A 26745-nucleotide genomic window follows, 5' to 3' on the forward strand; every position below is an offset into this window, starting at 1 on the left:
GATGCCACATTCGGCCACTCGCCCCCTGTCGAGGATTAGGAGCACACGCAATGAAGCACCTGCGCCTTCCCGTGGCGCTGGCCGCCGGGACCCTGGTTCTGACCGCCTGCGCCGGCGTCGGGAACAAGGAGGACTCCGGTGGCAGCACCCCCGGCTCCACCGACTCGACCCCGTCGGGAACCCTGAACGTGATGGGTTTCAGCGGTGAGGACGAGGTGGCCCAGTCCCGGGTGAACGCGTTCAAGGCCGCGTACCCGACCGTCACCGTGAAGAACAACAAGGGCGACTTCGACGCCCAGCAGTTCCTCACCGCGGTGTCCAGCGGCAACCCTCCGGACGTCGTCTACATGGCCCGCAACCTGATCGGGACGTACGCGGCGAAGGGCGCGATCCAGCCGCTGGACGACTGCATCAAGAACAGTGGAATCGATACCACCCAGTACCGCGAAGCCGCGATGAACGAGGTAAAGCTGAAGGACAAGACCTACGGCATCCCGGAGTTCTACACGGTCTCGACGAACCTGATCAGCGGCAAGGCGCTCAAGTCCGCCGGTGTGCAGCCCAGCGACATCCAGACCGCCGACTGGGACAAGCTCGAGCAGACGGTGAAGAAGCTGTACGTCGCGAAGGGCGGCCGACCGGCCCGGATCGGCTACGACCCGAAGATGCCGGACTTCTTCCCGCTCTGGGCGATGGCCAACGGCGCCGAGCTGGTCAAGCCCGGCGGCGAGCCGAACCTGAACGACCCGAAGGCGGTCGAGGCGCTGCAGTACACGATCAAGCTGATCACCGACCAGGGTGGCTGGTCGAACTTCAAGACCTTCCGCGACACCTTCGACCTGTTCGGGGAGAAGAACCAGTTCACCAAGGACCAGCTGGCCGCGTTCCCGATCGAGAACTGGTACGTGAACGTCCTGCTCGACTCCCGCAAGCAGGGCCTGGAGCTGCAGTCGACGATGTTCACCAACCGGCAGGGCGAGCCGATCAGCACCATCGGCGGCTCGGCCTGGGTGGTGCCGAAGGGCGCGAAGAACCTGAACGCCGCCTGCCAGTGGGCGAAGACGATGACCTCGCTGGAGACCTGGCACAAGGCGGCCGAGGCGCGCATGCAGACCGTGACCAAGGACAAGAGCTTCTTCACCGGCCTGTTCACCGGCAACAAGAAGGCCGACGAGGAGATCAAGGCCAAGTACCTCAAGCCCACCGGTGACGCCGGCTTCGACCAGGCGATCAACAACTACTACGACGTGCTGGACAAGGCGAAGTCGATGAACCCGTCGCCGGCCGGCGCGGAGATCGACGCCGCCTGGAAGAACGCGGTCGGCAAGGCGCTCGGCGGGTCCGCCACCCCGCAGACCGCCCTCGACCAGGCCCAGTCCGAGGCCAAGGCCGCCTTCGACAAGGTCAACCAGGGCTGATCGATGACCACCACCGTCGAGCGTCCGGTGGCGGGCGGGCAGGCCGAGCCCGACCGCCGCCGGTCCAAACCGCGGCGCAGCCCGCTGGCGAAGCGGGAGGACCGGGCCGGGTGGCTGTTCGTCTCGCCGTGGGTGATCGGGTTCCTGATTTTCACCGCGGGGCCGATGATCGCCAGCCTGGTGTTGTCGTTCACCGACTATCAGATGATCCAGGCGCCGCGGGCGGTCGGCCTGGACAACTACCGCGAGCTGTTCGACGACCCGCGGGTGCTCAAGTCGCTCAGCAACACGTTCGTCTACGCGGCCATGTTCGTCCCGATCGGGACCGTCGTCGCGCTGGCGCTGGCGCTGATGCTGCAGCGGGTCGGCCGGGCCGGCGGCTTCTTCCGGACTGCGTTCTACCTGCCGGAGATGACGCCGGCGGTGGCCGCGGCGGCGATGTTCCTGCTGCTGCTGAACGGTCAGCAGGGCCTGGTCAACAAGGTGCTCGGCTGGGTCGGCATCAACGGGCCGAACTGGACCACCGATCCGAACTGGCTGAAACCGTCGCTGGCGATCGTGAGCCTGTGGACGCTCGGCGGCACGGTGGTGATCTACCTGGCGGCGTTGAACGGCGTGCCGAAACAGCTCTACGAGGCGGCGGAGCTGGATGGCGCCGGGCCGGTGACGCGGCTGTTCCGGATCACGATCCCGATGATCTCCGGGGCGCTGTTCTTCACCGTGATCACCAACACGATCGCGGCGATGCAGATGTTCGACCAGGCGTACACGATGTTCTACGGCCCGCAGCAGAAGGCGGCCGCGTCGGAGGAGTCGCTGGTCTACATGGTCTACCTGTTCCAGAACGCCTTCCAGTTCTTCAAGATGGGCTTCGCCTCCGCGATGGCATGGCTGTTGTTCGTGATCATCCTGCTGATCACGTTCATCCAGGTCCGGATCGGCAACCGGTACGTGTACTACCACGGGGAGCGCTGATGACGATCCCGTACCGCCGGTTGCCGTTCCTGTTCTTCCTGACGCTGGCGACCTTCGCGTTCTGCTACCCGTTGGTGTGGCTGGTGTCGGCGTCGCTGAAGCCGCGGTCGCAGGTGTTCGACAACCGGCTGATCCCGGAGATCTTCCAGCCGTCGAACTACGTGCGGGTGTGGGAGGCCGCGCCGGTCATGCGCTGGCTGACGAACTCGCTGACCGTCGGGTTCATGGCCGCCGCGGCCGTGACGCTGTCGAGTGCGCTGGTCGCGTTCGGGTTCGCGTACTTCCGGTTCCGCGGCCGCAACCTGTTGTTCGGCGTGCTGCTGTCGACGATGATGCTGCCGGGTGCGGTGACGATGATCCCGGTCTACCTGATCTGGAACCGGCTGGGCATGATCGACACCCAGATCCCCCTCTGGGCGCAGAACCTGTTCGGCTCGGCGTTCTACGTCTTCCTGCTGCGGCAGTTCTTCCTCGGCATCCCACGCGAGTTGTTCGAGGCGGCCCGGGTGGACGGCTGCGGGTACTTCGGCCTGTTCCGGCGGATCGCCTTCCCGCTCTGCAAGCCGGCCCTGGTGATCGTGTTCGTCTTCGAGTTCAAGGCGAGCTGGTCGGACCTGATGAAACCGCTGATCTACCTGCAGACCCCGGAGTACTTCACGATGCCGCGCGGCCTGAAGCAGATCATCGACGCCTTCGCCCTCTCGGGTCACTACGAGTGGGAGATCGCGGTGGCCGCCAGCGTGATCGCCGTGGTGCCGATGATCATCCTGTTCGCGTTCGGCCAGCGGTACATCCTCGACGGCGTGGCCACGACCGCGCAGAAAGGCTGAGCGTGCATCCCCTGGAGGAGCCAGTGCTGGCCCTGGACGTCGGCGGCACGAAGCTGGCCGCCGGCGTCGTCACGCCCGACGGCACCGTGCGGTCCTTCTGCCGGATCGACACGGTGGTCGGCGAGGGGCCGGCCGCGGTCGTGAAACGCCTGCTGGAGCTGGGCGAACAGGCTCTGGCGGAAGCCGGTGGCCCCTCGGTGCACGCTGTGGGTGTCGGTTGTGGTGGGCCGCTGGATCCACGGACCGGAGTGATCCTCGGGCCACCGGGGTTGCCCGGGTGGGACGAGGTTCCGTTGGGTCGGCTCGTGTCCTCGCGGTTCGGTCTGCCGACGTACGTCGAGAACGATGCGACCGCGGCGGCGCTAGGCGAGTACCACTGGGGTGGCTGGGGCGTGCAGAGCTTGGTCTATCTGACCGTCTCGACGGGCTTCGGCGGCGGCGTGGTTGCCGAAGGCAAGCTGTTTCGCGGCGCGGCGCTACAAGGCGGCGAGCTGGGACATGTGGTGGTGGACTGGCAGGGCCGCGAGTGCGGATGTGGTGCCCGCGGCTGCGCCGAGGCCTACGTCTCCGGTACGGCGATTGCGCGCCGGGCTGCCGAGGCGGTGGCGGATCGTCCATCGTCGAGCCTGGCTTCGGTCGGCGCGATCACGGCCAGGGATGTCGCCGAGCACGCCCTGGCCGGTGATTCGGTCGCCCGGGCGGTCTGGGACGAGACGACCGCGATCCTCGGCCGGATGGTCGCCGTACTGATCAACGTGTGCGAGCCGGAGCTCGTCGTACTCGGGGGTGGCGTGACGCGTGCAGGTGCCCAGTTGCTGGATCCCGTGCGTGCGGCGGCACTGCGGCAGGCGATGCCGCCGGCTGCTTCGGCCTGCGACGTGGTGCTCAGCAAGCATGGTGGTGCGGTCGGGGTGCTCGGCGCCGCTGCGATCGCTTTCGATCGTTGGGACGGTCGCCGATGACTGAGCTCTGTGTGGACGGGCTGCTGGACGGGCAGCTCGAGCGGCATGCCGAGGTGACCACGGCGATGCGGGAGCAGCTGCCGCAGGTGCAGGCCGTCGCCGAGGAACTGATCCGGCGGCTGGCGGTCGGCGGCGTGCTGTACACGTACGGGAACGGCGGGTCGGCCGCCGATGCGCAACACCTGGCCGGCGAGCTGATCGGCCGCTACCTCCGCGAACGCCGCCCACTCCCCGCGGTCGCTCTCATCGGTGACGCGGCGGTGGTGAGCTGCATTGCCAACGACTACTCCTACGACGACGTGTTCGCGCGGCAGGTGACCGCGCTGGTTCGTCCACAGGACATGGTGGTGGGGTTCAGTACGTCCGGCACGTCGCCTACGGTGGTGAAAGGCCTCGCGGCGGCGCGGGCGAACGGCGCATGCTCGGTCGCCTTCACATCGACGCGCGGCAAGGATCTCGCGGCGGCGGCGGACCTGGCGGTCGTCGTACCGGCCGAGGAGACCGCCCGGATCCAGGAGATGCACGTCCTCGCCCTGCACCTGGTCAGCGAACTCGTCGACCGCTGGGCAGCCGGCACTGACATCGTGGAGACCTCATGACTGTGTTGAATGCTTCGCTCCCTCCGCTCCTCAGTCCAGACCGGGAGGCCCCATGACACGCGGCCCCTTGCACATGATCGGCAACGCGCACATCGATGCGGTGTGGCTCTGGCAGTGGCAGGAGGGGTACCAGGAGGTGCGGGCCACGTTCCGGTCGGCGCTCGACCGGATGGACGAGTACCCGGACTACGTCTTCACCGCGGACTCGGTTGCGTACTTCAGCTGGATCGCCGAGCACGATCCGGGCCTGTTCGAGCGGATCCGCAAGCGGGTCGCCGAGGGCCGGTTCGAGATCGTCGGCGGCTGGTGGGTCGAGCCGGACTGCAACATCCCCGGCGGCGAGGCGTTCGTCCGGCATGCGCTGTACTCGCAACGGTGGCTGGCCGAGCACCTTGGGGTGATCGCGACAGTCGGCTGCAACGTGGACCCGTTCGGCCACAACGCGACGCTTCCGCAGCTGCTCAGCAAGGCCCGGCTGGACTCGTACGCATTCCTGCGGCCGCAGAAGCACGAGCGGGAGTTGCCGGGGCAGAAGTTCTGGTGGGAGTCGGCGGACGGGTCTCGCGTGCTCGCGTACCGGATCCCGCACGAGTACTGCTCCCCCGGCGGCGAGATCTCCGGGCACGTCACCAAGGCGCTGCAACAGCTGCCGGAGACGACCGAGCCGTTGATGGTGTTCTACGGCGTCGGCAACCACGGCGGCGGCCCGACGATCGAGAACATCGAGTCGATCAAGCAACTCGCCCGGCGAGACCTGTTCCCGGAGATGTTCCCGTCCACGATGCGCCGGTTCTTCGACGAGGCCCGCACCTTCGACGGCATCCCGGTGCATCCGACCGAGCTGCAACCGCACGCCATCGGCTGCTACGCCGCACACTCCGGTGTGAAACGGCAGAACCGGCTGGCCGAGCAGGCGCTGCTCGCGGCCGAGAAGTGGACGACCATCGCCTCGGTGGTCAGCGGGACGCCGGATGCCACGGCCGAGCTCGGTCACGCGTGGAAGCAGGTGCTGTTCAACCAGTTCCACGACATCGCGGCCGGCACGGCGATCGAACCGGCGTACGACGATGCCCGCGACCAGCTCGGTGAGGCGAAGTCGATCGCGGCCCGGCTCGCGAACCGCTCGATCCAGTCGATCGCGCGGCAGATCGACATCCCGGCCGAGTCGGCGATGGTGCCGGTGGCCGTGTTCAACCCGCACGCGTGGCCGGTGACGGCGACCGTGGAGCTCGAGCTCGGGTACCCGGCACCGCTGCGGGGCGCGATCGCGTTGTCCGAGGGGCTCGACGGCCGGCTCATCGACGTCCAGGAGGTCCGGTCGGCGGCGACGGCGAACGGGCGGCGGCGGGTCGCCTTCAAGGCAACGGTTCCACCGCTCGGGTACCAGCTCTACACGATGCGTCCGGGCGACGGGTCGTCGTACCACCTAGGTGAGCCGTCTCGTGACTTGGTGTTGGACAACGGCGTCGTGCGGGCCGAGGTGGACCCTCGGACGGGCTGGTTGCGGACGCTCGCGGTGTCGGACGGGCCTTCGCTGGTCGCGTCCGGGGTCGCGCATGCGCAGGTGATCGACGACGACACCGACACCTGGAGCCACGGCGTCCGGTCGTTGTGGAACACCGAAGGTTCGTTCGAGGTCAAGCGGGTCCGGCGGCTCGCGGATGGGCCGGTGCGGCAGGTCGTCCGGGTGGAGTCGGCGTACGGGGAGTCGAGGCTGGTCGAGGAGTTCGTGCTGGATGCGGAGTGCGACGCGGTCGAGGTGCAGGTCACGATCGACTGGCGGGAGAAGCTGAAGGCGCTGAAGCTGTGCTTCCCGTTCGCGGTGAAGAAGTCCGAGGCGACGCACGAGATTCCGTACGGGCACTTGGTGCGGGAGCAGAATCGCGAAGAGGTTCCGTCGCACGCGTGGGTGGACATCTCGGGCCCCGGTGGCGGCGTCGCGGTGCTGAACGACGGGAAGTACTCGTTCGCCGTCGACGGCTCCAAGGCCGGCAAGCCGGTGCTGGCGATGACGGTGGTGCGGTCGCCGGTCTACGCCTGGCACGATCCGCGGCAACTGGACGACGACGGGGTGTACGAGTACCTCGATCAGGGGATTCAGCGCTTCACGTACCGCCTGCAGCCGCATGGTGGTGACTGGCGTGCCGCGGGCGTGGTCCGGCGTGCGGCCGAGCTCAACCAGCCGGTCACACCGCTGATCGAGTGCTTCCACGACGGTCCGCTCCCGGTCTCGCAGTCCTATCTGACCGTGCACGGCTCGGACGACGTGATCTTCTCGGTCCTGAAACGGGCGGAAGACAACAACGGCGCCGTGGTCCTCCGCGGCTACGAGACCAGCGGCCGCCCCGCCGAAGTACGAGTCGAGCTCCCGTTCCTGGGCCGCTCGTTCGACGCCGTCTTCGGGGCGCACGAGGTGAAGACCTTGCAACTCCCGTCGTCGGCGGAGGCCGCTCCGGTCGAGGTCGACCTGCTCGAGTGGGACCCGGCCAAGCCGCCGCCGCTGGGGCAGTGACGTGCGGGTCCTGCTCGACGAGTCGGCCTGGCAGGTCCGTGGGTTTCTCGGGGACGAGTGGCGGCATCACCGGGTCTGGGGTCCGCTGCGGGAGCCTGACGCCTGGTTGCCGGCCCGGGTTCCAGGGAGCGTCGTCGAAGATCTGTGGCAGGCGGGCGCCGTACCGGATCCGTACGTCGGGCTGAACACCAGGGCGATCGAGTGGGTGGCCGATCGGCACTGGGTCTATCGGCACGAGTTCACGCTGGAACCACCGGAACCCGGGCAGCAGGCGTGGTTGTGTCTCGACGGCGTGGACCACAGCGGGATCGTGTTCCTCGACGGTCGCGAGGTGGGGCGGGTCGACGGCATGTTCGTCGCGGCTCGCTTCGACGTCACCGCGTTGCTGGCAGCCGCCCGAGACCATCTGCTGGTGGTCGTGGTCGAGCCGGCGCCGGTGAGCGAGCCACAGGTCGGGCACACCTCGAAGGTGCTGGTGCACAAGTCGCGGATGACGTACGGCTGGGACTTCTGTCCGCGGTTGGTGCACCAAGGCATTTGGCAGTCCGTGTACGTCGATCTGACCGGGCCGGATCGGATCACCGACGTTGCCGTGAGCACCGAATTGTCGGGTGACGCCGCCTTGGTGACCTTCGATGTTCCGGGGTGCGACCTGGTCGAGCTGACGCTCAGCGATGCGGACGGCACGGTCGTTGCCGTTGGGAATCACACTTTGGTCGTGGACGAGCCGCGGCTGTGGTCGCCGAACGGTCACGGGGAGGCGTACCTCTACCGACTGGCGATCGTCGCTCGCTCGGGCGGGCTGGTGAGTGATCGGCGCGAGCTCGACATCGGACTGCGGACGCTCGGGTTCCACCGCGCCCACGGTGCCACCGAGGACGCAGCGCCGTACGGGATCTCGGTCAACGGCCGCCAGATCTTTGCCAAGGGGTGGAATTGGGTGCCGCTCGATCTCAGCTACGGCGTACCTCGGCCGGAGCGGCTGAGGCACCTGCTGGATCTCGCCGTCGATGCGGGCGTGAACCTGCTGCGGGTGTGGGGTGGGGGGTTGATCGAAACGCCGGAGTTCTACGCCGAGTGCGATCGGCGCGGACTGCTGGTGTGGCAGGAGTTCTCGCAGTCCAGCTCAGGGATCGAGTCGACGCCGGCGGCCGATCCTTCGTTCGAGGCGATGATGCGCGCGCAGGCCGAGGAGATCGTGCCGCGGCTGCGCCATCATCCGTCGCTGGCGATCTGGGGTGGTGGCAACGAGTTGCAGGCCGGCGAAGGTGAACCGCTCGACGATCGCACTCCGGTGCTTGCCGCGCTCGCAGACGTCGTACGGCGGCTGGATCCCGAGCGGCTCTGGTTGTCCACGTCGCCGACCGGGCCGGCCTTCCTGAATCGGCTCGACCTGATTCGGGCGGCCCCGGATGACCAGCATGACGTGCACGGGCCTTGGGAGCATCAGGGGCTGCGTGACCACTACGCGTTGTACGACGCGGGGTCGGCTCACCTGCTGAGCGAGTTCGGGGTCGAGGGGATGACGATGCCGCACACGCTGGCATGCGTCGTACCGGAGCACGAGCGACGCTTGCCGACTCGTGGGCGACCCGTGTGGGACCACCTCGGCCGCTGGTGGAACAACGAGTCACTTGTCCAGGCAAGCTTCGGCGGAGGGATCGAGGACCTCCGCACGCTGGGCCTGGCGAGCCAGTTCCTCCAGCGCGACGGTCTGTCGTACGCCGTCGAGGCACATCGCCGGCGTACTCCGCGCTGTGTGGGGACGCTGCCGTGGCAGTTCAACGAGCCCTATCCCAACGCGTGGTGCACCTCCGCGATCACCCACGCCGGCGAGCCGAAACCGGCCTACTACGGTGTGGCGGCGGCCTACCGCCCAGTCCTCGTCGGCGCGGTCTGCGCGCGGCAATCGTGGTCCGGCCACGCCGAGGTGACGCTGCCACTGTGGGCCTTGGCCGAACAACCGTTGTCCGGAGCCACGGTCACCGCCCGCCTGGTCTCCTGGACCGGCGAAGAACTAGCCGCCACCACCCTGAAGGACATCGCCTTGGGCCCTGTCCCAACCACCCTCGGCACCCTCGAGGCCCCAACCCCACCAGGCCCCTTCGTGGTCGACATCCACCTGGCAGCCGGAGAAGTCACAGCCAACCGCCGCTACATCCTCACCGGATCCCAAGACCTAGCGGACCTCCTCGACAGCCAGGCCGAACTGCACGCCGCAACCCACCACGTCCCCGCCGACCGGCTCACCTCACCCGACCACCCCGGCCCCGGCGACCGGCTCACCTCACCCGACCACCCCGGCCTCGGCGACCCCCACGCCTCACCCGAGCACGCCCCCGGCGACCGGCTCACCTCACCCCACCACCCCGGCTCGGGCGACCGCCACGCCGGCAGCGCCCTGCAGGTTTGTGAGCTGGTAGTTCGGCACGTTGGTGGTCCGGTGGCGCCGTTCGTCCGGGTTCGGGACGGGCGACCGCCGGAGGGTGACTCGGCGGGGTGGCTCCGGTTGTCGAACAGCGGCTTCGTCCTGCTCCCGGGCGAAGTGCGCGTCATCCAGCTCACCTGGCCGGCGACCGGTCCTCGCGTGGTCGCGCTCGACGGCCTCGGCCTCCACCCCACCGAAAGGCTGATCCGATGCAGCTGAACGTCTCCGTCGAGGACGCCGACGGGCGGCCGCTCGACGCCGGCTGGGACATCGACGTGGACGTCCGTCCCGTCGGCGACGGCGAACACGACGTGCGCGTGCGGGTCCGGTACGACGGTGCCGCGGCGGTGGACGCCCGAGTCCGCGTCGAGACGCCGGTGCCGGGGACACATCCGCACTGGTTGATCCCCGGCCTGTTCTACGGCGACAACCGCGATCCGGCCTGCATCCGCCTGTACCCGCGCTACGCGCCAGGCTCGCCGGACGCCGAGGATCTGACGTCCGACCACTGGGCGTTCCGCGCCGACCGCTCGGCGACACCGGCCGTCTTCGGCTGGGGTCCGTCCGGTGGCGTGGCCCTCGAGGTCGACGCCAACACCTCGTTGGGATTGAGCGGTCTCGGCCTCGGTGCGGGGCCCGATCGGCCGGCCTCGATCTGGGTTTCGTTGCCCTACCGGGAGGAGCCGTTCAGCTACGTCGGTGAGCCACACGGAGTGCCCGCGCTGGCCGAGTCGCACCGCTGGGAGCCGGGCGAGGTCCAGGAACTACGTGTCGGACTCTGGAGCTTGCCGGCGGACCGCGACAGCTACGCCCCGGTTTTGCGCCGACTCCGAGATCGCGAGCGGGCTGCCAAGCCGCCGGTCGAGCCCTGGGTCGACCTCGTCGAGGCTGCCGAGCTCACGTCGTACGGGCTCTGGCGGTGGCACTACCGCGAAGATCCCGCGGTGCTGGTCGAGACCGCGCTCTTCGACCGCGAGCTGATCGGCGGCGAAGGTGGCAACGACCGGATGGCGATGCATGTCGCGTGGGTGAGCGGCATCCCGTACGCGCACGCCCTGTTGCGACACGGCCGGCGCGTCGGCAATCCGTCGTACGTCGAGGCCGGTACGGCGGTGATCGACCACATCACGAGCAACCGCACGCCGGCCGGGACTTTCTGGGGTTGCTGGTACGCCGAGGGCGGCTGGAAGCAGTCGTGGACGCCGGTGCCCGGCGGGCTGCATGCGCGGACACTGGCCGAAGCGACGCTGTTCACCGTGCGCGCGCTCGCCGCCGAGCCGGTGGATCATCCGGCCTGGAGCGAGGCTGTGCTGAGCAACCTCGGGTTCGCGCTGTCGGCACAAGATGCCGAGGGCAACTTCGGCAGCATGTACCACCAGAAGTCCGGCGAGGTGCTCTCGCGGCGAGGTGCGGCCGGTCTGACGTGGGTGGCCGCGATGGCCGAGGCATACGAGCTGTTCGGCGACGAGCGTTACCTCGCCGCGGCCCGGCGCGGCGGTGCGTACTACGCGACGGACGTCCGGGACGGCTCGCTCTGCGGAGCACCGGAGGATGTCGACCTCGCGCCCACCTCGGAGGACGGCTACGCAGCCGTTATCGCGTATGTCGCGCTCTACCGGATCGAGCAGGACCCGGCCTGGCTCGAGCTCGCGCAACTGGCGGCCGACTGGACGCTGACCTTCCGCTACAGCTACGACGTCAGCTTCTCGCCGCAGACCATCCTCGGCGCCTACAACTTCCGCAGCCGCGGCGCGGACACCGCCAGCCCGTCGAACCAGCACCTACACAACTACGGCCTGATCTGCACGGCCGAGCTGACAGCCCTCTCGACCTGGACCGGCGACGACTGCTACGCCCTCGCAGCCGCCGAGCACCTCCGATTCGCCCGCCAGTTCGTGGCCCGACGCGACGGCGACTTCAACGCCCGCCGCGGCATGGTCACCGAACGCTACTACCAAACCCAATGCTTCGGCCCACCCGGCGCCATCCTCACCCTCTCCCACTCCTGGTGCATAGGCCTCCTCCTACTGGCCTGCGAGGAGGCCCTAACCCTGACCACGATCAACTGGTAACCACCTCCTGCCACGGGCGGGCGTGCTTGTGCACGATGTCGGCGATCAGCGCCAGGCGGGCTCGGCAGGTTGTCGCCAGGGCGGCGGCCGGGTCATCGGTCTCGAGTGCTGGTGTCCAGAGGGCTCGGCCGGCGAGGGTGCCTGAGGCGCCGCCGCGGCAGGCCAGCTCGACTGCGCGGGGGAAGTCGTCGCGGGCGACGCCGTTCGACAGCACCACCCATGGCACGTCCAGCGTGTCGGTCAGCTGCTCGCAGGTCTTGATGATCTGGTCGGGGTCGCCGAGGCCTCGGCTTGGGACCTGGGCCTTGTAGAGGTCGGGGTGGACGGGGCCGAGGACCTCGGCGGCCTCGATGATCGCCGCGTCCAGCTCGAAGTCGTCCTCACCCGCTGCAGGCTGCGCGACCGGCTCCAGCACCGACAACAGTCCGGCCGCCGCGCATCGCCGTACGAACTCCGCGGCCATCTCCACCCGCCGCTGCGCCTGGTCGTCGCGCTTCCAGATCACCAGCAACTTCAGCGCGACCGCACCGGCCTCGCGCGCCGCGGAAGGATCGATCGACTCGTCCAGCCGCGTGTCCGTGACCGGCCCGCCCCGCTCCTGCGTCAGCGCATCGGCCGCCAGGATCCAGCCGGGCTTGCGTGGTGCGTCGTACCCCTGGTCGATCAGGAAGCCGGACGCCAACGGCGCAAGGTGTTCCGCAACGGCCGCCTTGAACGCCGTGATCGCCGCGGCATCATCGGGCCGCCCGTGCTCGGCCAGCATCGTGCGGAGGCTCTCGCGTTGGTCCATCGCGACCATCGCGAACGTGCCGTCGGGATAGGCAAGGGCGTCAAGTGTCGGGCTCACGCCACCACCTTATGGAATCGATGCCAGAACGCGCCATCCCACACCTCGGCCAACTGTGGACAAACCTCGATCCCCCTTGCCCGCAACGGCTCCACCGGCGTGCCGGTCACCACCTCGGCCGCCATCAGCGCAGCCCCTTCGGCCGCCGTCGCCTCACCGTCGAGTACGGCGAACTCCCGCCCACCCGACGCGAGCGCCTTCCGCCGCATCCACCCGCCCAGCCTGACCGGCCCACCGAACGCCACCGTGCTCCGCCACGGGATCCCGAGCAACCGCGTCTGCTCCTCGGCCATCCACCGCGCGTGGAAGCTCAGCGCATCGACCAACGCCCGCATCTCCTCGGCCGGATCGTCGACCGGCCGCTGCACGTCGTACGTCGACGCCGGATCCGGCGCAGGCGCCTGACGGCCCTGTGGATAAGGCGCAATGAACCGCTCACTCGGCGACTCCACCTCATCCAGTACGGCGTTGAGCCATGGGTAATCGCGGTCGAGCGCAGCGAGCCGCTGCTCGACCAGTCCGCCCGCCGCGCCGTTGCCGGAGATGGCGCAGCCGTGCCGTCCGTCGACGTACCAGCCGGTGCTGATGCCCTGCTGCCGCAGTACGTCGTCCAACACCGGCGCCGGACTCGGTGTGATGACCGCCTCCGCCGTACCGAGGGAGTCGGCTACCTGCCCCGGCTCACGCACCCCAGCGGCCCATGCACCGACCAGGTGGTCGTGACCGTACAGCACCACCGGCACACCGGCGGGTGTGGTCGCGGCGACCGTCATCGGCTCGACCACAGGCGGCAAGCGGTCCAGACCGCCGTACGCGAGCAGGTCGGGGTCCCACTGCCTGGTGCGGAGGTCCAGTACGCCGAGACGCTGCGCATGAGTGAGGTGCATCGCATAGGTGCCGGTCAACGCGGCCAGGACCAGGTCAGGAGCACCCGCCCACAGCCTGGTGCGGGCCAGGGTGTCACCCAGCCAGCGCCAAGTCACCACGGGCAGCTTGGCGCTCAGCCGGAGACCGGTCCGGGCGTACAGCTCCTCAGGACCGACCTCAGCCCGCAGCTGCTCGGCCTGCTCCACGCCTGGCTGGTCACGCCAGGTGATGAGCTTGGTGAGCGGCTCCAGGTCCCGGTCGAGCGGCACACCGGTCTCCGCCATCCCGGAGATGCCGATCCCCTCGATCCACTGCCCGTCGGACAGCTCCCCGACGAGTCGCCGTACGGCGTCCTGCAACTCCCCAGCGTCATCCGGCGTCCGCACCGACCGGACCACCATCTCGGGCCCGGCGCCGCCCGGAACTCGGCACACCTTCAGGTTCGTCGTACCGACATCGACACCTATCCAGGTCACCCGTCAGACCCTAGACCGGGTGATGCGATAGCGTCCGGTGGTCCCCGAAGAAGGAATGTCATGGGTGAGCTGAGCAAGATCGTGGTCGTCGTGCCGACCTACAACGAGCGGGAGAACCTTCCCGTGCTGGCCGGGCTGCTGTCCGACCTGAACCTGCCGGGCCTGCAGATGCTCGTGGTCGACGACAACTCCCCCGACGGTACCGGCGACGTGGCCGACGAGCTGGCGAAGGCGTCGCCGGAGCAGGTCGGCGTACTGCACCGGACCGAGAAGAACGGCCTCGGCCGCGCGTACATCGCCGGCATCAGCCGCGCGCTGGACGAGGGCGCCGACATCGTGATCCAGATGGACGCGGACCTGTCGCACCCGGCCTCGGTGATCCCGACCATGGTCGAGATGCTGCGCACGACGGACGCCGGTGTGGTGATCGGCTCCCGGTACGTCGAGGGCGGCTCGGCGGCCGCGGAGTGGGCCTGGCACCGCCGGGCGCTGTCCGCCTGGGCCAACTTCTACGTGAACGCGATCCTGCGGCTGCACGTGAAGGACGCCACCGCCGGGTTCAAGGCGTGGAAGGCCGACACGCTGCGCTGGATCGACGTCACCACGATCCAGAGCAACGGGTATTCGTTCCAGGTCGAGATGAACTACCGCACGGTCCGCCGCGGCCTGCGCATCGCCGAGACCCCGATCCGCTTCGAGGAGCGCACGGCCGGCGCCTCCAAGATGAGCCTGAAGGTTCAGCTGGAGTCCGCCCTGATGCCCTGGAAGCTGCTCTTCCGCCGCTCCGCCTGACGCCTCAGCCGTAGCCGAGCTCGTGCAGGCGGGCGTCGTCGATGCCGAAGTGGTGGGCGATCTCGTGCACCACGGTGATGTTGACCTCGTCGACGACGTCCTCGACGGTGTCGCAGATCGCCAGGGTCGGGTTGCGGTAGATCGTGATCCGGTCCGGCAGCACGCCGCCGTAGTAGTGCCCGCGCTCGGTCAGCGGGATGCCCTCGTAGATCCCGAGCAGCCCTGGGTCACTGGCCGGCGGCTCGTCCTCGACGAAGATCGCGACGTTGTCGATCAGTGCCGCCAGCTCCGGCGGCACCTCGTCCAGCGCCTCGGACACCAGCACCTCGAAGTCCGCCCGGCTCATCTCCATCACGCTGCCAGCGTAGTGAGTCAGAGCCAGCCCTGCCGTGATGCTTGGACGCCGAGCTGGAACCTGGTCTGGGCGCCGAGTGCTTCCTGCAGGCGACCGATGCGGCGGGCGATGGTGCGCTCGCTGACGCCGAACTCCCGGGCGATCGACTCGTCCGTCAGCCCGGCGCTCAGGTAGGTCAGCAGCCGCTTCTCCTCCAGGCTCGGCCCGGCGCTCACGTCGTTCAGCTCGGTGCCGCCGGTGATCGGCACCGCCATCCGCCACAGTGCCTCGAAGATCCTCGCCATCCCGGCCAGCAGCGGCGAGTCATGGACGACGACGGCTGCGAACGCCGGCCCACGCCGTACCTCGGACCGTGCGCCCACCAGCGCCCAGCGGTCGTCGACGATCGTGATGTTGAGCGGAACGTGCGGGAAGACCCGCGCCGTCTCGCCGGCATCGATGCACGCCTGCACCATGTGCAGCGCGTTGGCGTCCTGGAGGACGTGGGCTCCGTAGATCACGTCGTACCGGACACCGCGTTCCAGGGCCTCGAACATCCCGTCGACGATCCGTAGCTCGCGGGCTGCGAGGTTGCCCATGGTCATGGCGCGGACCTGCTGCTGCGCGTCGGTCTGGACGGAGTTCAGGACCGCCTGTGAGGCGACGTACGTCGGCAGGACCTCCAGATAGTCCTGCTTGCCGGCTGCGGCCTTCCAGAGCTCGCCCAGCATCTCCGCGCTGTCGCGGGCCAGCTGCGCCTGCTGGGTGTGACGCTCCGCCACGGCCTCCATCGCGAGCCGTGGCGGGCGTACAGCCAGGGTGTCGCCATTGCGCTGGACGAGGCCGAGTCCAGCCAGCTCCTCGAGGCTGGTGTCCACGTGCTCGTGCTGCGCTGCCAGGTCGGCCGGTGTCGTGTCGGGGCGCTGCAGCAGGTCGAGCAGCAGCGCCTCCGCCGGGGCCGAGAGGCCCAGCGCCTGGAGCGGTTCCATGCCTTTGTGTACCACCGGCGGTGGGGGTGGCGACAGGTTGCTGACATGCCGGTTTCTGACAGCCTGAGCCCTCGTAGCGGGCGCTACTCGGTGCCAATACTGCTGCCGTCCCCACCAGTTCCCCGAGGAGATTCGGATGAGAAAGCGCCTGGCGATTGCCGCCATCGCCCTGGTACTCGGCCTCGCAGCCCCACCCGCGGCAGCGGCCACCGCGTCGCCGGCCGCTCCGACGCAGAGCGCCGTACCGCAGAACCTGTCGCCCGAGCTTCAGCAGATTGTCGACAATCTACCGGCCATGCGGGAGCACGCGTCCGCGGTGAAGGCCGAGCTGGGGCTGCCGGACAACCCGGCGCTGGAGGCGCTGATCGAGGCCATCGACCCGACGCAGTACGAGTGCTCCCCGGCCGTGCCGCCGGTGGCCGCCGCGATCATGCCGGACGTCACCAGCTGGACCTTCGAGCAGCGGTTGGCCGTCCTGCACGTGCTGATCTACCAGATGGCTCTGGTCGACGCGGCGTACCTGCCGCAGCCCGCGCCGTACACGTTCGGCGCCCGCGGTGAGTTCACGAATGTGGTGAACCGCACGATGCGTGACCTGCGGACCTTCTGGGACATTCCGTCCGGCGACATCGAGCTCGTGCCCGCCCACGGCCGGTCGATGCTCGACCCCGAGGTCAACTACCGCGTCTTCACCGCCGTCTACCGCCTCGACCCGACCGCGTCCCGGGTGTCGGCCGACCTGGTCGCGCGGGAGCTGAACAGCGCGGCCCTCGGGTACGGCGACCTGCCGCTGTTCACCTTCAACGCGTACGCCGCGTCCGGCGGCGACGTCATCCCCGGGTACGGCGTCTCGCCGAAGCGGATCGCTTTCGGCGACGGCGTACTGGAGGGCTTCGCCCGGGTCGGACTGGGTGACGTGGCGCCGCAGGCCATCCTGGCGCATGAGTTTGGTCACCACATCCAGTACGCCCGCGACCTGATGCGCAGCGACCTCCCGGCTCCTGAGGCGTCGCGGTGGGCCGAACTGATGGCCGACGCGTACAGCTCGTACTTCCTCACCCACGCCCGCGGCGCGGCGCTGCAGTGGAAGCGGGTCGCGCTCTTCAGCCAGCTGTTCTACCAGCTGGGCGACTGCGGCTTCACCGAGGCCGGACACCACGGCACGCCCAACCAGCGGATGCGGTCCGCGCTCTGGGCGTACGGCGTCGCGGACGCTGCCCGGGAGCAGGGTCACATCCTGCCGGCGCTGAGCTTCCACCGGCTGTTCGTCGCGCAGTACCCGCAGCTGATCGCCCCTGACGCAACCAGCTAGCCCTCCCCCTCAGGGCGCCGTACGCCGTCTCTCTCACCCGGCGTACGGCGCCCGCCCCTGCGAGGTCTGGACGCTGGTCGATGTCTGCGCGGTAACTCGTTTTGGAGCCAGCGCCCAACTCCTCTATGCTTACGGCTGTCCCTGGAGCTTCGGCTCCCGCGGGTCCGAGTCCCCATCGTCTAGTGGCCTAGGACGCTGCCCTTTCAAGGCGGTAACGCGGGTTCGAATCCCGTTGGGGATACGGCCGAAAGGCCGGTGTCAGAAGCATCTCGAAGATGCTGTAGGATCATCGAGAAATCTGGCCCAGTGGCGCAGTTGGTTAGCGTGCCGCCCTGTCACGGCGGAGGTCGCGGGTTCGAGTCCCGTCTGGGTCGCCAGGAGAGGCGGCGGTGTCAAACACCGCCGCCAATTTTCTCCCCGGTCAGGTAGCTCAGCTGGTAGAGCGTCCGCCTGAAAAGCGGAAGGTCGGCGGTTCGAGACCGCCCCTGACCACCCTTTCTTGAGCGTGGATCTCGGTCCGAGATCCGCCGAACCTCCCGCGATTACCGCAACCAGTACCGCAACGCCTACCTGGCGACCGCCTCCGCGAGCTGTTCGAGGGCCTTCCGCTGGTCCTCCAGTGACGCATGGGCGTAGATCGTCATCGTGACGTGAATGTCCGCATGCCCGACGATCGCCTGGACGATGTGCGGCGGTACGCCGAGCCGTAGGAGCAAGGTCACACACGAGTGCCGCAGATCGTGGAGGCGCATCTCCCCCAACCCGGCCGCCTCACGCAGCGGGTACCAGACTCGCCGCAGGTTGTCGGGCTCGATCGCCGTACCGATCTCGGTCGTGAACACGTAGCCGGTGTCCACCCACTTCTCTCCCGCCAGCAGGCGTTCCATGGCTTGCCGGCGCTTGTGGCTTCGGAGAGCTTCCACACACACCGGGATCAGCGGCACGGTACGCCGGGAACGGTTGGTCTTCGGTGTCACGGCTTGCAGGGCACCGTCTACGCGCTGAAGTGTGCGCCGGATCTGCAGCGTGTTCTCTGCCCAGTCGATGTCATGCCACCGGAGCCCTAGCATCTCGCCACGACGCAGGCCGAGGTACAGCGCCAGCACGAACAGCGCGTGCAGCCGCGTGGGCTTGGCGGCCTCAAGTAGCTGCCGCGCCTGCTGCTCTGTCACGCCGCGGTTGACCTCGTACTGCGCTCCCTTCACCTGCACGAGCTTTGCGACGTTTCGTTGCAGGACTTCCTCCCTCACAGCAGCCTGCAGGGCGTTACGCAGGACGGCGTGAACCTGCTCCACCAGGCGATCAGACGGGAGCCGTTTGCAGCACCGGCCGACCGCACAGCACCTCGCCTTGTCACCGCGCCGTTTGTCGTAGCCGTGCAGGCAGCACAGGCAGGTATTCCGCATCCGCTTCATGAACAGCCGCACGTCGGCACCCGTCAGCTTGTGCAGCTTCTTCTTGCCGAGCTGGGGAATGAGATGCACCCGCGCCACCAACTCGTAGCCCTGATACGTCTTCGGCTTTCTCGACGGCTTCACGATGTGCTCCAGCCAGTAGTTCAGGAATGCCTCCACCTGCCAGTTGGTCGCCTCAGCCGGGATCCCCTGATCGGAGTTCGTCTGCAGCTTCCGCAGCTTCTGAACAACCTGTTCCCGGTCCTTGTGCGAAACCTCCCGCCTGGCGTACGTCCCGTCAGGCTGCAGGACGTACGCCGCGCCGAACCACCGATCCTTGCTGGGCCGATAGAAGATCGACCCGTCACCGTTCGCGGCCTTCATGCTGCGGTTTCCTCCTCCAGAAGTTGAATGGCTTCCTCCAGAGCCGAGACCCGCACCAACCGGCGCGCGCCGATCTTCACGGTCTTCAGCTTCCGGCTCCGGATCAGGTCGTAGAGAGTCGAGCGGTGGATGCCCAGCCGAGCGGCGGCGTCTTCCGTAGTGGTCAACAGCCGGTCTGCGTCGGCAATCTGAACCGTCGTCATGTTGCGTGTAGCTCCGTTCTGTCCGGCCGTACTCATGCGGTCTCTCGGGTGGCGTGATCGTCGTTCGGGAGGTCGGGTACAGCTCTGGGGATCCAAGCCGTACCAGCCGTACCAGCCTCGTTTTCGCTGGTCAGGGTCGAGGAGGCTTGAGTGCGTGGTACGGCTTGAGCCGTACCAGTGGTGTAAGCCGTACCGGGGCTGACCTGGGAAGTTACGGCTGGTACGGCTGGTACGGCTTCCTCCCCGGCTGGTTTCGGCTCGGGGCAGTAGCGGTTCCACGCGTCGGTGAAATCGCTGCGGTAGTAGCCCTTTGCCTGCCCGGTCGGGAACCGGATGGTGTCGCTGTGGATCTCGAACTCCCGCAGCAGGTTGCCCATCCGCATCGCCGTGAGCCCGGCTTTCCCGATCGTCGCCCAGGGCGCTTCGGGGTCGCTGCGGAGCCGTTCCAGCAGGATCGCGGTGGGCAGCGCGTCGGCGTCCTGGAACGCGGTGCGGCAGTCGGCCAGCAGCCGGGTCGGTGTCGAGCCTTCGTCGCCCGCGTCGCGGTCGCTGGTGAGCGCTACGGCAGCCTTCCGTGCGGCGCGGGGCCACTGCCCGCCTGCCAGGTCGGCAACGGCGATCATCGGCTCCCAGGTATCGGCGGCGCGGTCTTCGAGCGGCATGTCGGGCGCGGCCTTGGTCAGCTCGATCACGTGCGGGGCGAGCCACTGGTTGAGCAGTTGGCGTAGCTCGTCCAGCTCGGGTCCGTCGCGCCGTACCCGGTACGGCTGAACTTCCTCACCAGGTGCGCGGCGGCGCATGCGGATGACGGCGGCGCGGTCTTCGATCGTGTCCGGCATCGCGCCGATGCCCGCGAGGGCGGCCATGGCGAACGTCTGGATCTTCTCCACCGTCCGCGTACCGGCGTCGTAGCGCAGTGCCGGACGGCCGCGCTGGTGACCGGCGTTCAGCAGCCCGCGCAGGTCCTCGTTCTCTCCGGCCTTGGGGCCAAAGATCGTGTCGGCCTCATCGATCAGCAGCGTCGGCGGATCGGACGGTGCCATGCCGATTGACCGGTAGACCGCAGACGGCGACGCGTTGACCGTCATCAACGGCCGGTGGCACATCCCTTCCACCATGTCTAGCAGCCGCGACTTTCCGCACCGCCGCTCCGGTGCCCGGATCACCAGCCGCGGAGCGCAGTTCCACGCCTTCACGGCATGCGTGGCGGCGATCCACAGCACCACCGCAACATGCGCTGACGTGCTCGGCAGGATGACGTACCGGCCGATGGTGGCCGCAACGTCGTCCAGCAGCCGCGCACCGTCGATCGGCTGTGCTGTGTCGGTGCGTTGGGCGGTCATGCGGCACCTTCGCTTTCGAAGTCGAGGGCGGGCTGTCCGTGCTGTTCGAGGGGCCGTCCCTGTACTGCTGCGAGCACGCGACCGAACACGCCGGTGCCGGGGAACAGGTCGTCCAGCTGGTCACCGGGCTTCCAGCCGAGTAGGTCCATGACGTGACGGCAGACGTTCTCGGGCTTGGCGCCCGTGAACCCCTTGCGCATGGTGATCGGCTCGGCGATGTGGTCACGCCCGACCGGTGCACCGTCCCTGGAGGACAACCGGCCGCCGCGCCAGATGATCGGCTCCCACGTGTAGGCGATCCGCACGTTGCGCTTGAACGCGGCGAACGGCTTCGTCCAGGCGCTGACGCGGTGATCGGCCGGAACCAGCGGCAGCAGTGCCTGCAGGGACGTGCTGGTCAGCGACAGCGCCCACCCGTCGGGGTACTCAGCGCACAGCCGCTCGATCAGCAGCCGGTGAGTCTCCAGGTCATCCCAGCACCGGCCGTCGGGATGGTAGTGGTCGTACAGCTTGCAGCACCCCAGGTACGGCGGATCCGCGTACGCGAACCTCATCGGACCGTCCTGATCGGAGATGGTCATGCGGCGATCCCTTCGTCACGGAAGCCACCGGTAATGGCGGCTCGAATGTCGCGGGCGGTCTGCTCGGCTTGCTGCCCCACAGCGGTCAGGACAGCGACGGCGTCGGCGTGAGTGATCGCACCCGCCGCGACCATCCGCGCAACGCCTCTCGCAGCGCCGTAGAGCGTGGTTCGGCGCTTGCCCTCGGGTGCGTTCCGAACCGCACCCAGGTGCGCGTCTAGCAGCCGATCCGGGCAGGAGATGCCCCCCGCTCCCGTGGCTTGAGCGGTCCGGATCGGCCCGGCCGGGACAGTCGTGGAATCGGCCGGCGCGGGCGGTAGGCACGCGTCGATCAGCGGCGGGGGCATCTCGCTCGGTTCGCACAGTCCCTCGCACCACCGGTACGGCTCATGTGTGCGGTGGTGGATCGACGGCGGCAGCACGACGTACCCGCCGTCAGCCTTCACATCGATCCCGGCCCGGTTCGGCATCGGCCGTGACGGGATCTCCCGGCCGGGATGCCGGTAATACAGGTGCACTCCACCGGAGCCGGTGCGAACCCACAGCGTGCGCGGCACCAGCTGGTGTGCCACCAGCTCTGCCAGACTCACGCCTCCGCCGTGCGCGGGGTCCACGTCGATCACCACCAGCCCGGACACGGCACCGGTCCGCACGGCAAGCTGTCCGCCCGGCACGGCGGCGACGATCGCGGCGACGCGTTCCGTGTCGGTGGTGGCGGCGTAGAACCCGTGGCAGGTCAGGTGCCCACAGGTCGCAGGGTCGTGAGGGTTGTCGCGGCAGTCATTGCAGTTGGCAACCGGCCGCTTGGAGCGACCGAGCATGAACACCGGCCAGCCACGCTCGGCAGCGTCTAGGGCGGCGGTCAGCAGGTCGTTCATCAGAATCTCCTCTCGAGTGTTCAGGCGGCGGTCGGGTAGCTGGCGGTATCGATGCAGTCCAGACACCGGCCGTCAGAGGTCGGGATGCAGTAGTCGGTGACGGCCTTGCACAGTCCGCAGGTACGCCGGGCCTGCATCGCCTTGTCCAGGGCGTTGAGCTGCGCGGGTGACGGGACGCGGGAGGGTTTGGCGAGGTCGAGCCGGTACAGCCACGCCCACCGCTTGCCGTTGCGCCAGACCAGCAGCGCGTAGGGCTCCTGGCCTCCGGGAGACATGCGCATCGCGCGGAGCTGGCGGCGGGTGGCGAGCCCTGCGGGTGCCCAGCGGAACCGGAACACCGGGGTCCCGTGGTGGTCCCAGCCGAGCGCATGTTGGCCGTTCCACAGCTCGACCCAGACCGACCGGGCCGAGTGCAGGCTCAGCCCGTTGAGACCGTTCCGTACGGCGGCGGACATCACTTCTCGCCCTTGCTGGCCGAGTTGGTGCCAGCGCCCCGGACGGCGCGCATTTGGTTGATGACGTGGCGGCCGAGCCGGACCCGCAGCCCGGACCCCTGGCACTTCCCGCAGTGGCGGTACGCCTTGCCGAACGGGGACTTGAACTTGCCGACGCCCTTGCAGCGGCGGCACTTGCCGAACGGCCAGACCAGGCAGGTGAACAGGTAGAACGCGACAGCGATGATCACGATGAGTGCCACCGTGGCGACCTGCCCAGCGGTGTGCACAACGGCGGTCAAAGTAGCGGACGGGCCGCTACCGTGGGTAGCGGTGATGAGGGTGGCGGTAGCGGCGCGGGACAGCATGGGAAGCCTCCAAGGGCCGGTTTTTGGGCGTGAGGAGCCGTGGCCGCTACCCGCTACGCGGGACACAACGGCCTGGTCAGGTTCGGGTTGCGGGGGAGCGGGACAGGTAGCGCAGCCGCTACCAGTAGCGTCGGGGCCGCTACTACGGCCGTCCCGCACCCCTACATCAGTTGATTACTCTCCGTAGATCATTCGGTCTTGTCGCGGCGGGCCATAGCCGCGCGTAGGTCGTCGGCCTTGACGCCCTTGCGGACCACGCCGTCGCGCTTCACGTTCACGCTCGGGACGCCCTGTGCGCGGGCCTGCGCGGAGATCGCCTCCGGCGTGGTGCCCTCGTACTGCTCCGGCATCCGGTCAGCCAGGCGACCGGCCACCGTGTCCCAATGCGCGGTGGCGTCCGGCCCCATCACGGCCAGCAGGTCGGCCAGCACATCGCGGCTGGCGCGCTCCAGCTCCTCCCCGGCCGCCTCGCCGGTCAGCGTGCCGAGCTGTTCACGATGCTTGCGCGCTGCCGTCAGGATCTTGTCCGCGTCGGCCGCGTCGGCCAGGAACGACCGCACGGTGGGCGTGTTGTCGGTGACGCCGTACAGGTAGCCAACACCGCGGTACTCGTCGCCCACCGGCAGGGTGGAGGCGTCGAAGCCTTCCTGGTAGGCGTCGCCGCCCAGGATCGCCTCGGACACGGTGCGGTTGCCGCACTTGAGCGCGAACCGTGCCGAGTGGTTGTCCCGGTACCGATTGAACAGCCGCGACACGTCACCCGCGCCGACACCAGACGGCTTCTGCGAGCTGGAGATCAGCACCACGCCGGCCGATGGGCCTACGGCTTGGATGCGGGACAGCTTGGCCGCGATCTCCTTGTTCACGGCCTGGTCTTCGGTCTCGAAGTAGACCTGGAACTCCTCCATCACCATCACCAGCACCCGCAGGTCCGGGTAGCGGGGGTCGCGGGCGAGTTCCTTGGTCAGCTTGCCGTCCGGGCACATCGTGACCGGCAGGGTCGTCAGGATCGAATTGACGCGGTCGATGTGCGCAAGCACCTCGTCCAGGATCGCTTGCAGGCGCTCAATCGGGTTGTCGTCATTGGGGTTCGGGTGCGTGCCGAACACGGTGCGGTGGGCGACCTTCTTGAACCCCAGCCAGTCCGGGGAGTTCTTGCCATCCGCAACGATGAGCTTCACGTACGGATCCAGCGCCGCGCACAAAGCCACCAGACGGGCGAAGAACGTCTTGCCCTTGCGCGGCTGCGCGCCGACCAGCAGCGAGTTCCACATCAGCAGCAGCGACACCAGCGCGTCCCGCTCGTCCTTGCCCAGCTTCACCGGGTCCCAGATGCTGCGCGGCTTGCAGTCCAGCATCTCCGTGCGGCCCACCGGCACCGCGAGCGGGTCGCGGTCGGACACGAACAGCGTGTGGCGGCGCGAGCTGGTCTTGTCCGGGGTCAGGAACACCTGATTCACGTGCACGTCCAGACCCGAAGCGATCTTCTCCCGAGCCCCGGCCACATCGCTCCAGCCCTTGCCGTACGGGAGATCCACGACCACCTGAGACCCGGTGTTCCTAGCGTCTCGGGACATGGGCGACCCGAACCGCACCTCCTGGTCCGCCTTGTCCGGCTTACCCAGCCCAGCCGCGTAGTAGGCCCGGAGCACAATGTCCGAGTTCAGCTTGCGGAACCGAGGCGCGACCACAGCAGTACCCACCAGCGTCTGACCAGCGGGGCGACCGTAGTGCGCCAGACCCGCGACCGCAGCCGCACCCACCGCGGCGAGACCAGCGGCCGGGGCCGCGTTCCACGCGATCGGAACACCGATCAGCAGACCAAGGTTCTGCAACACCAGCACACCGCCGCGCCACAGCCGCGTGGCCTTGAGCTGACGGTGAATCTTCTCCCACTCCTTCAACTCGCCCGCGTCGGCCGCCTTCTGCTCCAGCGTGACCGAGTTCGGGACCCACCACCAGCGCAACTGCTTGCCGATCAGCCGCGACAGGCCACGACCGGCGAACCAGGCGAACTTGGTTGCGTACCAGGGTGATCGGACCGCGTGGAACGCTGCCACGTGACCGGCCCGGCCGCCAGCGCGGCGCATCGTCGCGGGCAGCGCCTTCGGGCGCAGATGGGTCGGGATGACGGGCAGCCGCTGCCCGTCCGCGATCGGCACCGGCAGGCCGGGCGTGTCCACGGGCACGATGACTTTGCCCGTGGCCGGGTCGTCGTCGGCGTCGTCCAACGCGATCTCGTAGGCGGTGTCCATCGACTCCACCTCACCCGGCGACAGCGGCACCGGTACGCCGGCCGTTTCGGTCGGGTCCGTCGCGGAGTCCTGGACGGCGTCCTGTACGTCGTCGCGGCGGGCGCGGTGCGCGTCCAGGTCGATCGGGTCGGGCAGGTTGTTCATCGGCTCAGTCATGTCACTTCTCCCCGTTCTCGCGGGTGTGGATCAGGTGGGCCAGCGCGGCGCCCATGCCGAGCACGGCAACGGGCAGGCAGGCAACGGCTGTGGTGATCGGCCACGGGGCGCAGGTGACTCCAGCGGCCTCCAGCAGGTGATAGGCGACCTGGCCCAGCGCGCCCAGCGCGAGCGCAGCCAGGGCGGACCGCTTAGCGAACCGGCGAGCACGGACCGGGACGCGGCCGGACAGCCAGACCCGGAGCGCGAACGCGGCATAGGTCTCGACACCGATCGGCAGTGTGATCGCCGAGTTGATCGTGAAGCCGTCCGCGATCCCCGGCAGCGGATGCACGACACCGAAACCGGTCAGCTCACCCAGCCCGACCCAGCCCGACCACACGGCGACGAACGCGGGCAGCGCCAGCAGCAGCACCGGCCACGACCGAAGCGGGCGCATCTCATCCCCGGTCTCAGCCCTGGTATCGGGTGTGGTGTCCGTGGGGGTCTCATCGGTCGGGGAGATGCCCCCCGCCCCGGCAGTATCGGCAGCCGCGGGAACCATCTCAGCCGGGAACACCTCAGCGTCGGAGCCCGGTTCCGTCTGCTGCGTGACCTGCGGAAACTCCTCCGCAGCGTCCTCAGCGGGCGTGTCGGCGGTGTCGGTCTCAGCGGTGGTCTCGTCCGGGTCCGGCACCGAATGAAGCCGGGTCTCCGGGCGGTCCTCGGTGCGCTCTGCGGTCAGGGCGGCGTGTACCGCCTTGGCCTTGTCCTTGCCGACCCGCAGGTGCTTCATCAGCCGGTTCTGCGACGGGATCTCGCCCAGCTCGGCCGCGAGACGGCGGGCGTCCGGGATCAGGTCCTCCACCGGGACCGGGTACGACGTACGAAGCGGAGTACTCATCACGCCTGACCTCCGGTGAGCTGGTCCATGACCCAGCCGCCCGCGTGGGGCAGCGTGTCGGTGGTGTGCAAGACGTGGTCGCCGCGCCAGACGATCCACGCCGTCCCCAGCGCCGTCCGGGGAGAGACGACCTGGACCAGGTCGTAACCCGCGACCTTCCACCAGCCCAGATCCACCTGGACGAGCGGCGACGCGGACGCGTCGGCAACAAGCTGCGGGGTCATGCCACGCCCTCCGTCTCCGGGCCACGGACGGCCAACTCCCGGCCGACATGCAGGACGCGACGCTCAGCGCGACGGACCCGCCGCCTCTCCAGAACCGACGCGTACGGACCCGCGTTGATGAACGCGATCTGTGCGTTCAACAGGTCCAGCTCCGCCTCGATCAGCGGCCACTCCTGCTCGATCGCGACCAGCTCAGCGGCGGACGGCTCCTCGCCTCTGACGGCCGACA

At 68.7% G+C, this 26745-nt stretch carries 25 protein-coding genes and 3 tRNA genes; 13 read left to right on the forward strand and 15 right to left on the reverse strand.

Translation table 11 applies throughout. The features are described from left to right. The first annotated feature begins 50 nt into the window (after positions 1-50). Genes ACWCOV_RS23240 through ACWCOV_RS23275 form a run of 8 tightly spaced genes read left to right on the forward strand, consistent with a single transcriptional unit; the run spans position 51 to position 11796 of the window. Entirely contained in the window at positions 51-1418 is a 1368-nt protein-coding gene (locus ACWCOV_RS23240) for an extracellular solute-binding protein (protein WP_449831390.1), read from the forward strand. Positions 1419-1421: 3 nt separating this feature from the next. Next, positions 1422-2393 carry a carbohydrate ABC transporter permease gene (locus ACWCOV_RS23245; RefSeq protein WP_449831391.1) on the forward strand — a complete coding sequence of 324 codons (972 nt, stop codon included), beginning with the start codon at positions 1422-1424 and terminating at the stop codon, positions 2391-2393. Then, positions 2393-3223 (forward strand): carbohydrate ABC transporter permease, encoded by an 831-nt coding sequence (locus ACWCOV_RS23250; protein ID WP_449831392.1) that lies wholly within the window; start codon positions 2393-2395, stop codon positions 3221-3223. Before ACWCOV_RS23245 ends, ACWCOV_RS23250 begins: the two co-directional genes overlap by 1 nt. Positions 3224-3225: 2 nt before the next feature. Continuing rightward, entirely contained in the window at positions 3226-4185 is a 960-nt protein-coding gene (locus ACWCOV_RS23255) for an ROK family protein (RefSeq protein ID WP_449831393.1), read from the forward strand. Then, on the forward strand, positions 4182-4784 hold the full coding sequence (locus ACWCOV_RS23260; RefSeq protein WP_449831394.1) for a D-sedoheptulose-7-phosphate isomerase: 603 nt from the start codon (positions 4182-4184) through the stop codon (positions 4782-4784). The genes ACWCOV_RS23255 and ACWCOV_RS23260 overlap by 4 nt, the downstream gene beginning before the upstream one ends. 52 nt (positions 4785-4836) lie before the next feature. Next, a complete protein-coding gene (locus ACWCOV_RS23265) occupies positions 4837-7296 on the forward strand; it encodes an alpha-mannosidase (RefSeq protein ID WP_449831395.1) in 2460 nt (819 codons plus the stop codon). A 1-nt stretch (position 7297) separates the two neighbouring features. Continuing rightward, a complete protein-coding gene (locus ACWCOV_RS23270; protein ID WP_449831396.1) occupies positions 7298-9943 on the forward strand; it encodes a glycoside hydrolase family 2 protein in 2646 nt (881 codons plus the stop codon). Then, positions 9934-11796 (forward strand): hypothetical protein, encoded by a 1863-nt coding sequence (locus ACWCOV_RS23275; RefSeq protein ID WP_449831397.1) that lies wholly within the window; start codon positions 9934-9936, stop codon positions 11794-11796. Before ACWCOV_RS23270 ends, ACWCOV_RS23275 begins: the two co-directional genes overlap by 10 nt. Here the strand turns inward: ACWCOV_RS23275 and ACWCOV_RS23280 are convergent. Next, positions 11786-12643 carry an aldolase gene (locus ACWCOV_RS23280; RefSeq protein ID WP_449831398.1) on the reverse strand — a complete coding sequence of 286 codons (858 nt, stop codon included), beginning with the start codon at positions 12641-12643 and terminating at the stop codon, positions 11786-11788. The two genes, ACWCOV_RS23275 and ACWCOV_RS23280, sit on opposite strands and share 11 nt — an antisense overlap. Next, positions 12640-13986, reverse strand: coding sequence for an FGGY-family carbohydrate kinase (locus ACWCOV_RS23285; RefSeq protein WP_449831399.1), 1347 nt, complete (start codon positions 13984-13986; stop codon positions 12640-12642). The genes ACWCOV_RS23280 and ACWCOV_RS23285 overlap by 4 nt, the downstream gene beginning before the upstream one ends. 60 nt (positions 13987-14046) lie before the next feature. Between ACWCOV_RS23285 and ACWCOV_RS23290 the strand changes: the two genes are divergently transcribed. Next, positions 14047-14778: a polyprenol monophosphomannose synthase gene (locus ACWCOV_RS23290; protein WP_360524754.1), complete on the forward strand. Its 732-nt coding sequence runs from the start codon at positions 14047-14049 to the stop codon at positions 14776-14778. A gap of 4 nt (positions 14779-14782) precedes the next feature. Here ACWCOV_RS23290 and ACWCOV_RS23295 read toward each other — a convergent pair whose 3' ends face one another. Both ACWCOV_RS23295 and ACWCOV_RS23300 read right to left on the reverse strand, forming a co-directional pair. Beyond that, entirely contained in the window at positions 14783-15130 is a 348-nt protein-coding gene (locus ACWCOV_RS23295) for a metallopeptidase family protein (protein WP_449831415.1), read from the reverse strand. A gap of 20 nt (positions 15131-15150) precedes the next feature. Then, positions 15151-16101 carry a DUF7436 family protein gene (locus tag ACWCOV_RS23300; RefSeq protein ID WP_449831400.1) on the reverse strand — a complete coding sequence of 317 codons (951 nt, stop codon included), beginning with the start codon at positions 16099-16101 and terminating at the stop codon, positions 15151-15153. A 136-nt stretch (positions 16102-16237) separates the two neighbouring features. On the opposite strand from ACWCOV_RS23300, the gene ACWCOV_RS23305 reads away from it, so the two are divergent. The 4 genes from ACWCOV_RS23305 (at position 16238) to ACWCOV_RS23320 (ending at position 17905) form a co-directional block, all read left to right on the forward strand. Next, entirely contained in the window at positions 16238-17413 is a 1176-nt protein-coding gene (locus ACWCOV_RS23305; protein WP_449831401.1) for a hypothetical protein, read from the forward strand. Positions 17414-17581: 168 nt separating this feature from the next. Further along, a tRNA-Glu gene (locus ACWCOV_RS23310) sits at positions 17582-17654 on the forward strand. A 59-nt stretch (positions 17655-17713) separates the two neighbouring features. Further along, positions 17714-17790 (forward strand) — tRNA-Asp (locus ACWCOV_RS23315). A 42-nt stretch (positions 17791-17832) separates the two neighbouring features. Beyond that, positions 17833-17905: transfer RNA gene (locus ACWCOV_RS23320), tRNA-Phe, on the forward strand. Between the two features lie 74 nt (positions 17906-17979). On the opposite strand, the gene ACWCOV_RS23325 is transcribed toward ACWCOV_RS23320, so the two are convergent. From ACWCOV_RS23325 to ACWCOV_RS23375, 11 genes are all read right to left on the reverse strand, one after another. Further along, on the reverse strand, positions 17980-19191 hold the full coding sequence (locus tag ACWCOV_RS23325; protein WP_449831402.1) for a tyrosine-type recombinase/integrase: 1212 nt from the start codon (positions 19189-19191) through the stop codon (positions 17980-17982). Beyond that, a complete protein-coding gene (locus ACWCOV_RS23330) occupies positions 19188-19394 on the reverse strand; it encodes a helix-turn-helix domain-containing protein (protein ID WP_449831403.1) in 207 nt (68 codons plus the stop codon). Before ACWCOV_RS23330 ends, ACWCOV_RS23325 begins: the two co-directional genes overlap by 4 nt. A 32-nt stretch (positions 19395-19426) precedes the next feature. Continuing rightward, on the reverse strand, positions 19427-20737 hold the full coding sequence (locus ACWCOV_RS23335) for a DUF3631 domain-containing protein (protein WP_449831404.1): 1311 nt from the start codon (positions 20735-20737) through the stop codon (positions 19427-19429). Beyond that, positions 20734-21318 (reverse strand): hypothetical protein, encoded by a 585-nt coding sequence (locus ACWCOV_RS23340; RefSeq protein ID WP_449831405.1) that lies wholly within the window; start codon positions 21316-21318, stop codon positions 20734-20736. The genes ACWCOV_RS23335 and ACWCOV_RS23340 overlap by 4 nt, the downstream gene beginning before the upstream one ends. Beyond that, positions 21315-22196 (reverse strand): bifunctional DNA primase/polymerase, encoded by an 882-nt coding sequence (locus ACWCOV_RS23345; protein WP_449831406.1) that lies wholly within the window; start codon positions 22194-22196, stop codon positions 21315-21317. Before ACWCOV_RS23345 ends, ACWCOV_RS23340 begins: the two co-directional genes overlap by 4 nt. Before the next feature lie 20 nt (positions 22197-22216). After that, positions 22217-22651 (reverse strand): RRQRL motif-containing zinc-binding protein, encoded by a 435-nt coding sequence (locus ACWCOV_RS23350; RefSeq protein ID WP_449831407.1) that lies wholly within the window; start codon positions 22649-22651, stop codon positions 22217-22219. After that, a complete protein-coding gene (locus ACWCOV_RS23355) occupies positions 22651-22893 on the reverse strand; it encodes a hypothetical protein (RefSeq protein WP_449831408.1) in 243 nt (80 codons plus the stop codon). Before ACWCOV_RS23355 ends, ACWCOV_RS23350 begins: the two co-directional genes overlap by 1 nt. 293 nt (positions 22894-23186) lie before the next feature. Continuing rightward, a complete protein-coding gene (locus ACWCOV_RS23360; protein ID WP_449831409.1) occupies positions 23187-25409 on the reverse strand; it encodes a cell division protein FtsK in 2223 nt (740 codons plus the stop codon). Position 25410: 1 nt separating this feature from the next. Continuing rightward, entirely contained in the window at positions 25411-26292 is an 882-nt protein-coding gene (locus tag ACWCOV_RS23365; protein WP_449831410.1) for an ABC transporter permease, read from the reverse strand. Beyond that, positions 26292-26516 (reverse strand): hypothetical protein, encoded by a 225-nt coding sequence (locus tag ACWCOV_RS23370; protein WP_449831411.1) that lies wholly within the window; start codon positions 26514-26516, stop codon positions 26292-26294. The genes ACWCOV_RS23365 and ACWCOV_RS23370 overlap by 1 nt, the downstream gene beginning before the upstream one ends. Continuing rightward, positions 26513-26745 (reverse strand): DUF6284 family protein (locus tag ACWCOV_RS23375; protein ID WP_449831412.1); only part of this gene is annotated, 233 nt, incomplete at its 5' end. The genes ACWCOV_RS23370 and ACWCOV_RS23375, both read right to left, overlap by 4 nt.

The organism is Kribbella sp. NPDC002412, assembly GCF_053592935.1.

What these genes read in the sequence shown, in the direction of transcription:
- ACWCOV_RS23295 (WP_449831415.1), bottom strand. Translation starts at nt 15,130, where the DNA reads ATGGAGATGAGCCGGGCGGACTTCGAGGTGCTGGTGTCCGAGGCGCTG.
- ACWCOV_RS23345 (WP_449831406.1), bottom strand. Translation starts at nt 22,196, where the DNA reads ATGAACGACCTGCTGACCGCCGCCCTAGACGCTGCCGAGCGTGGCTGG.
- ACWCOV_RS23290 (WP_360524754.1), top strand. Translation starts at nt 14,047, where the DNA reads ATGGGTGAGCTGAGCAAGATCGTGGTCGTCGTGCCGACCTACAACGAG.
- ACWCOV_RS23330 (WP_449831403.1), bottom strand. Translation starts at nt 19,394, where the DNA reads ATGACGACGGTTCAGATTGCCGACGCAGACCGGCTGTTGACCACTACG.
- ACWCOV_RS23370 (WP_449831411.1), bottom strand. Translation starts at nt 26,516, where the DNA reads ATGACCCCGCAGCTTGTTGCCGACGCGTCCGCGTCGCCGCTCGTCCAG.
- ACWCOV_RS23300 (WP_449831400.1), bottom strand. Translation starts at nt 16,101, where the DNA reads ATGGAACCGCTCCAGGCGCTGGGCCTCTCGGCCCCGGCGGAGGCGCTG.
- ACWCOV_RS23325 (WP_449831402.1), bottom strand. Translation starts at nt 19,191, where the DNA reads ATGAAGGCCGCGAACGGTGACGGGTCGATCTTCTATCGGCCCAGCAAG.
- ACWCOV_RS23265 (WP_449831395.1), top strand. Translation starts at nt 4,837, where the DNA reads ATGACACGCGGCCCCTTGCACATGATCGGCAACGCGCACATCGATGCG.
- ACWCOV_RS23335 (WP_449831404.1), bottom strand. Translation starts at nt 20,737, where the DNA reads ATGACCGCCCAACGCACCGACACAGCACAGCCGATCGACGGTGCGCGG.
- ACWCOV_RS23360 (WP_449831409.1), bottom strand. Translation starts at nt 25,409, where the DNA reads ATGACTGAGCCGATGAACAACCTGCCCGACCCGATCGACCTGGACGCG.
- ACWCOV_RS23240 (WP_449831390.1), top strand. Translation starts at nt 51, where the DNA reads ATGAAGCACCTGCGCCTTCCCGTGGCGCTGGCCGCCGGGACCCTGGTT.
- ACWCOV_RS23305 (WP_449831401.1), top strand. Translation starts at nt 16,238, where the DNA reads ATGAGAAAGCGCCTGGCGATTGCCGCCATCGCCCTGGTACTCGGCCTC.
- ACWCOV_RS23350 (WP_449831407.1), bottom strand. Translation starts at nt 22,651, where the DNA reads ATGTCCGCCGCCGTACGGAACGGTCTCAACGGGCTGAGCCTGCACTCG.
- ACWCOV_RS23275 (WP_449831397.1), top strand. Translation starts at nt 9,934, where the DNA reads ATGCAGCTGAACGTCTCCGTCGAGGACGCCGACGGGCGGCCGCTCGAC.
- ACWCOV_RS23365 (WP_449831410.1), bottom strand. Translation starts at nt 26,292, where the DNA reads ATGAGTACTCCGCTTCGTACGTCGTACCCGGTCCCGGTGGAGGACCTG.
- ACWCOV_RS23260 (WP_449831394.1), top strand. Translation starts at nt 4,182, where the DNA reads ATGACTGAGCTCTGTGTGGACGGGCTGCTGGACGGGCAGCTCGAGCGG.
- ACWCOV_RS23340 (WP_449831405.1), bottom strand. Translation starts at nt 21,318, where the DNA reads ATGACCATCTCCGATCAGGACGGTCCGATGAGGTTCGCGTACGCGGAT.
- ACWCOV_RS23245 (WP_449831391.1), top strand. Translation starts at nt 1,422, where the DNA reads ATGACCACCACCGTCGAGCGTCCGGTGGCGGGCGGGCAGGCCGAGCCC.
- ACWCOV_RS23250 (WP_449831392.1), top strand. Translation starts at nt 2,393, where the DNA reads ATGACGATCCCGTACCGCCGGTTGCCGTTCCTGTTCTTCCTGACGCTG.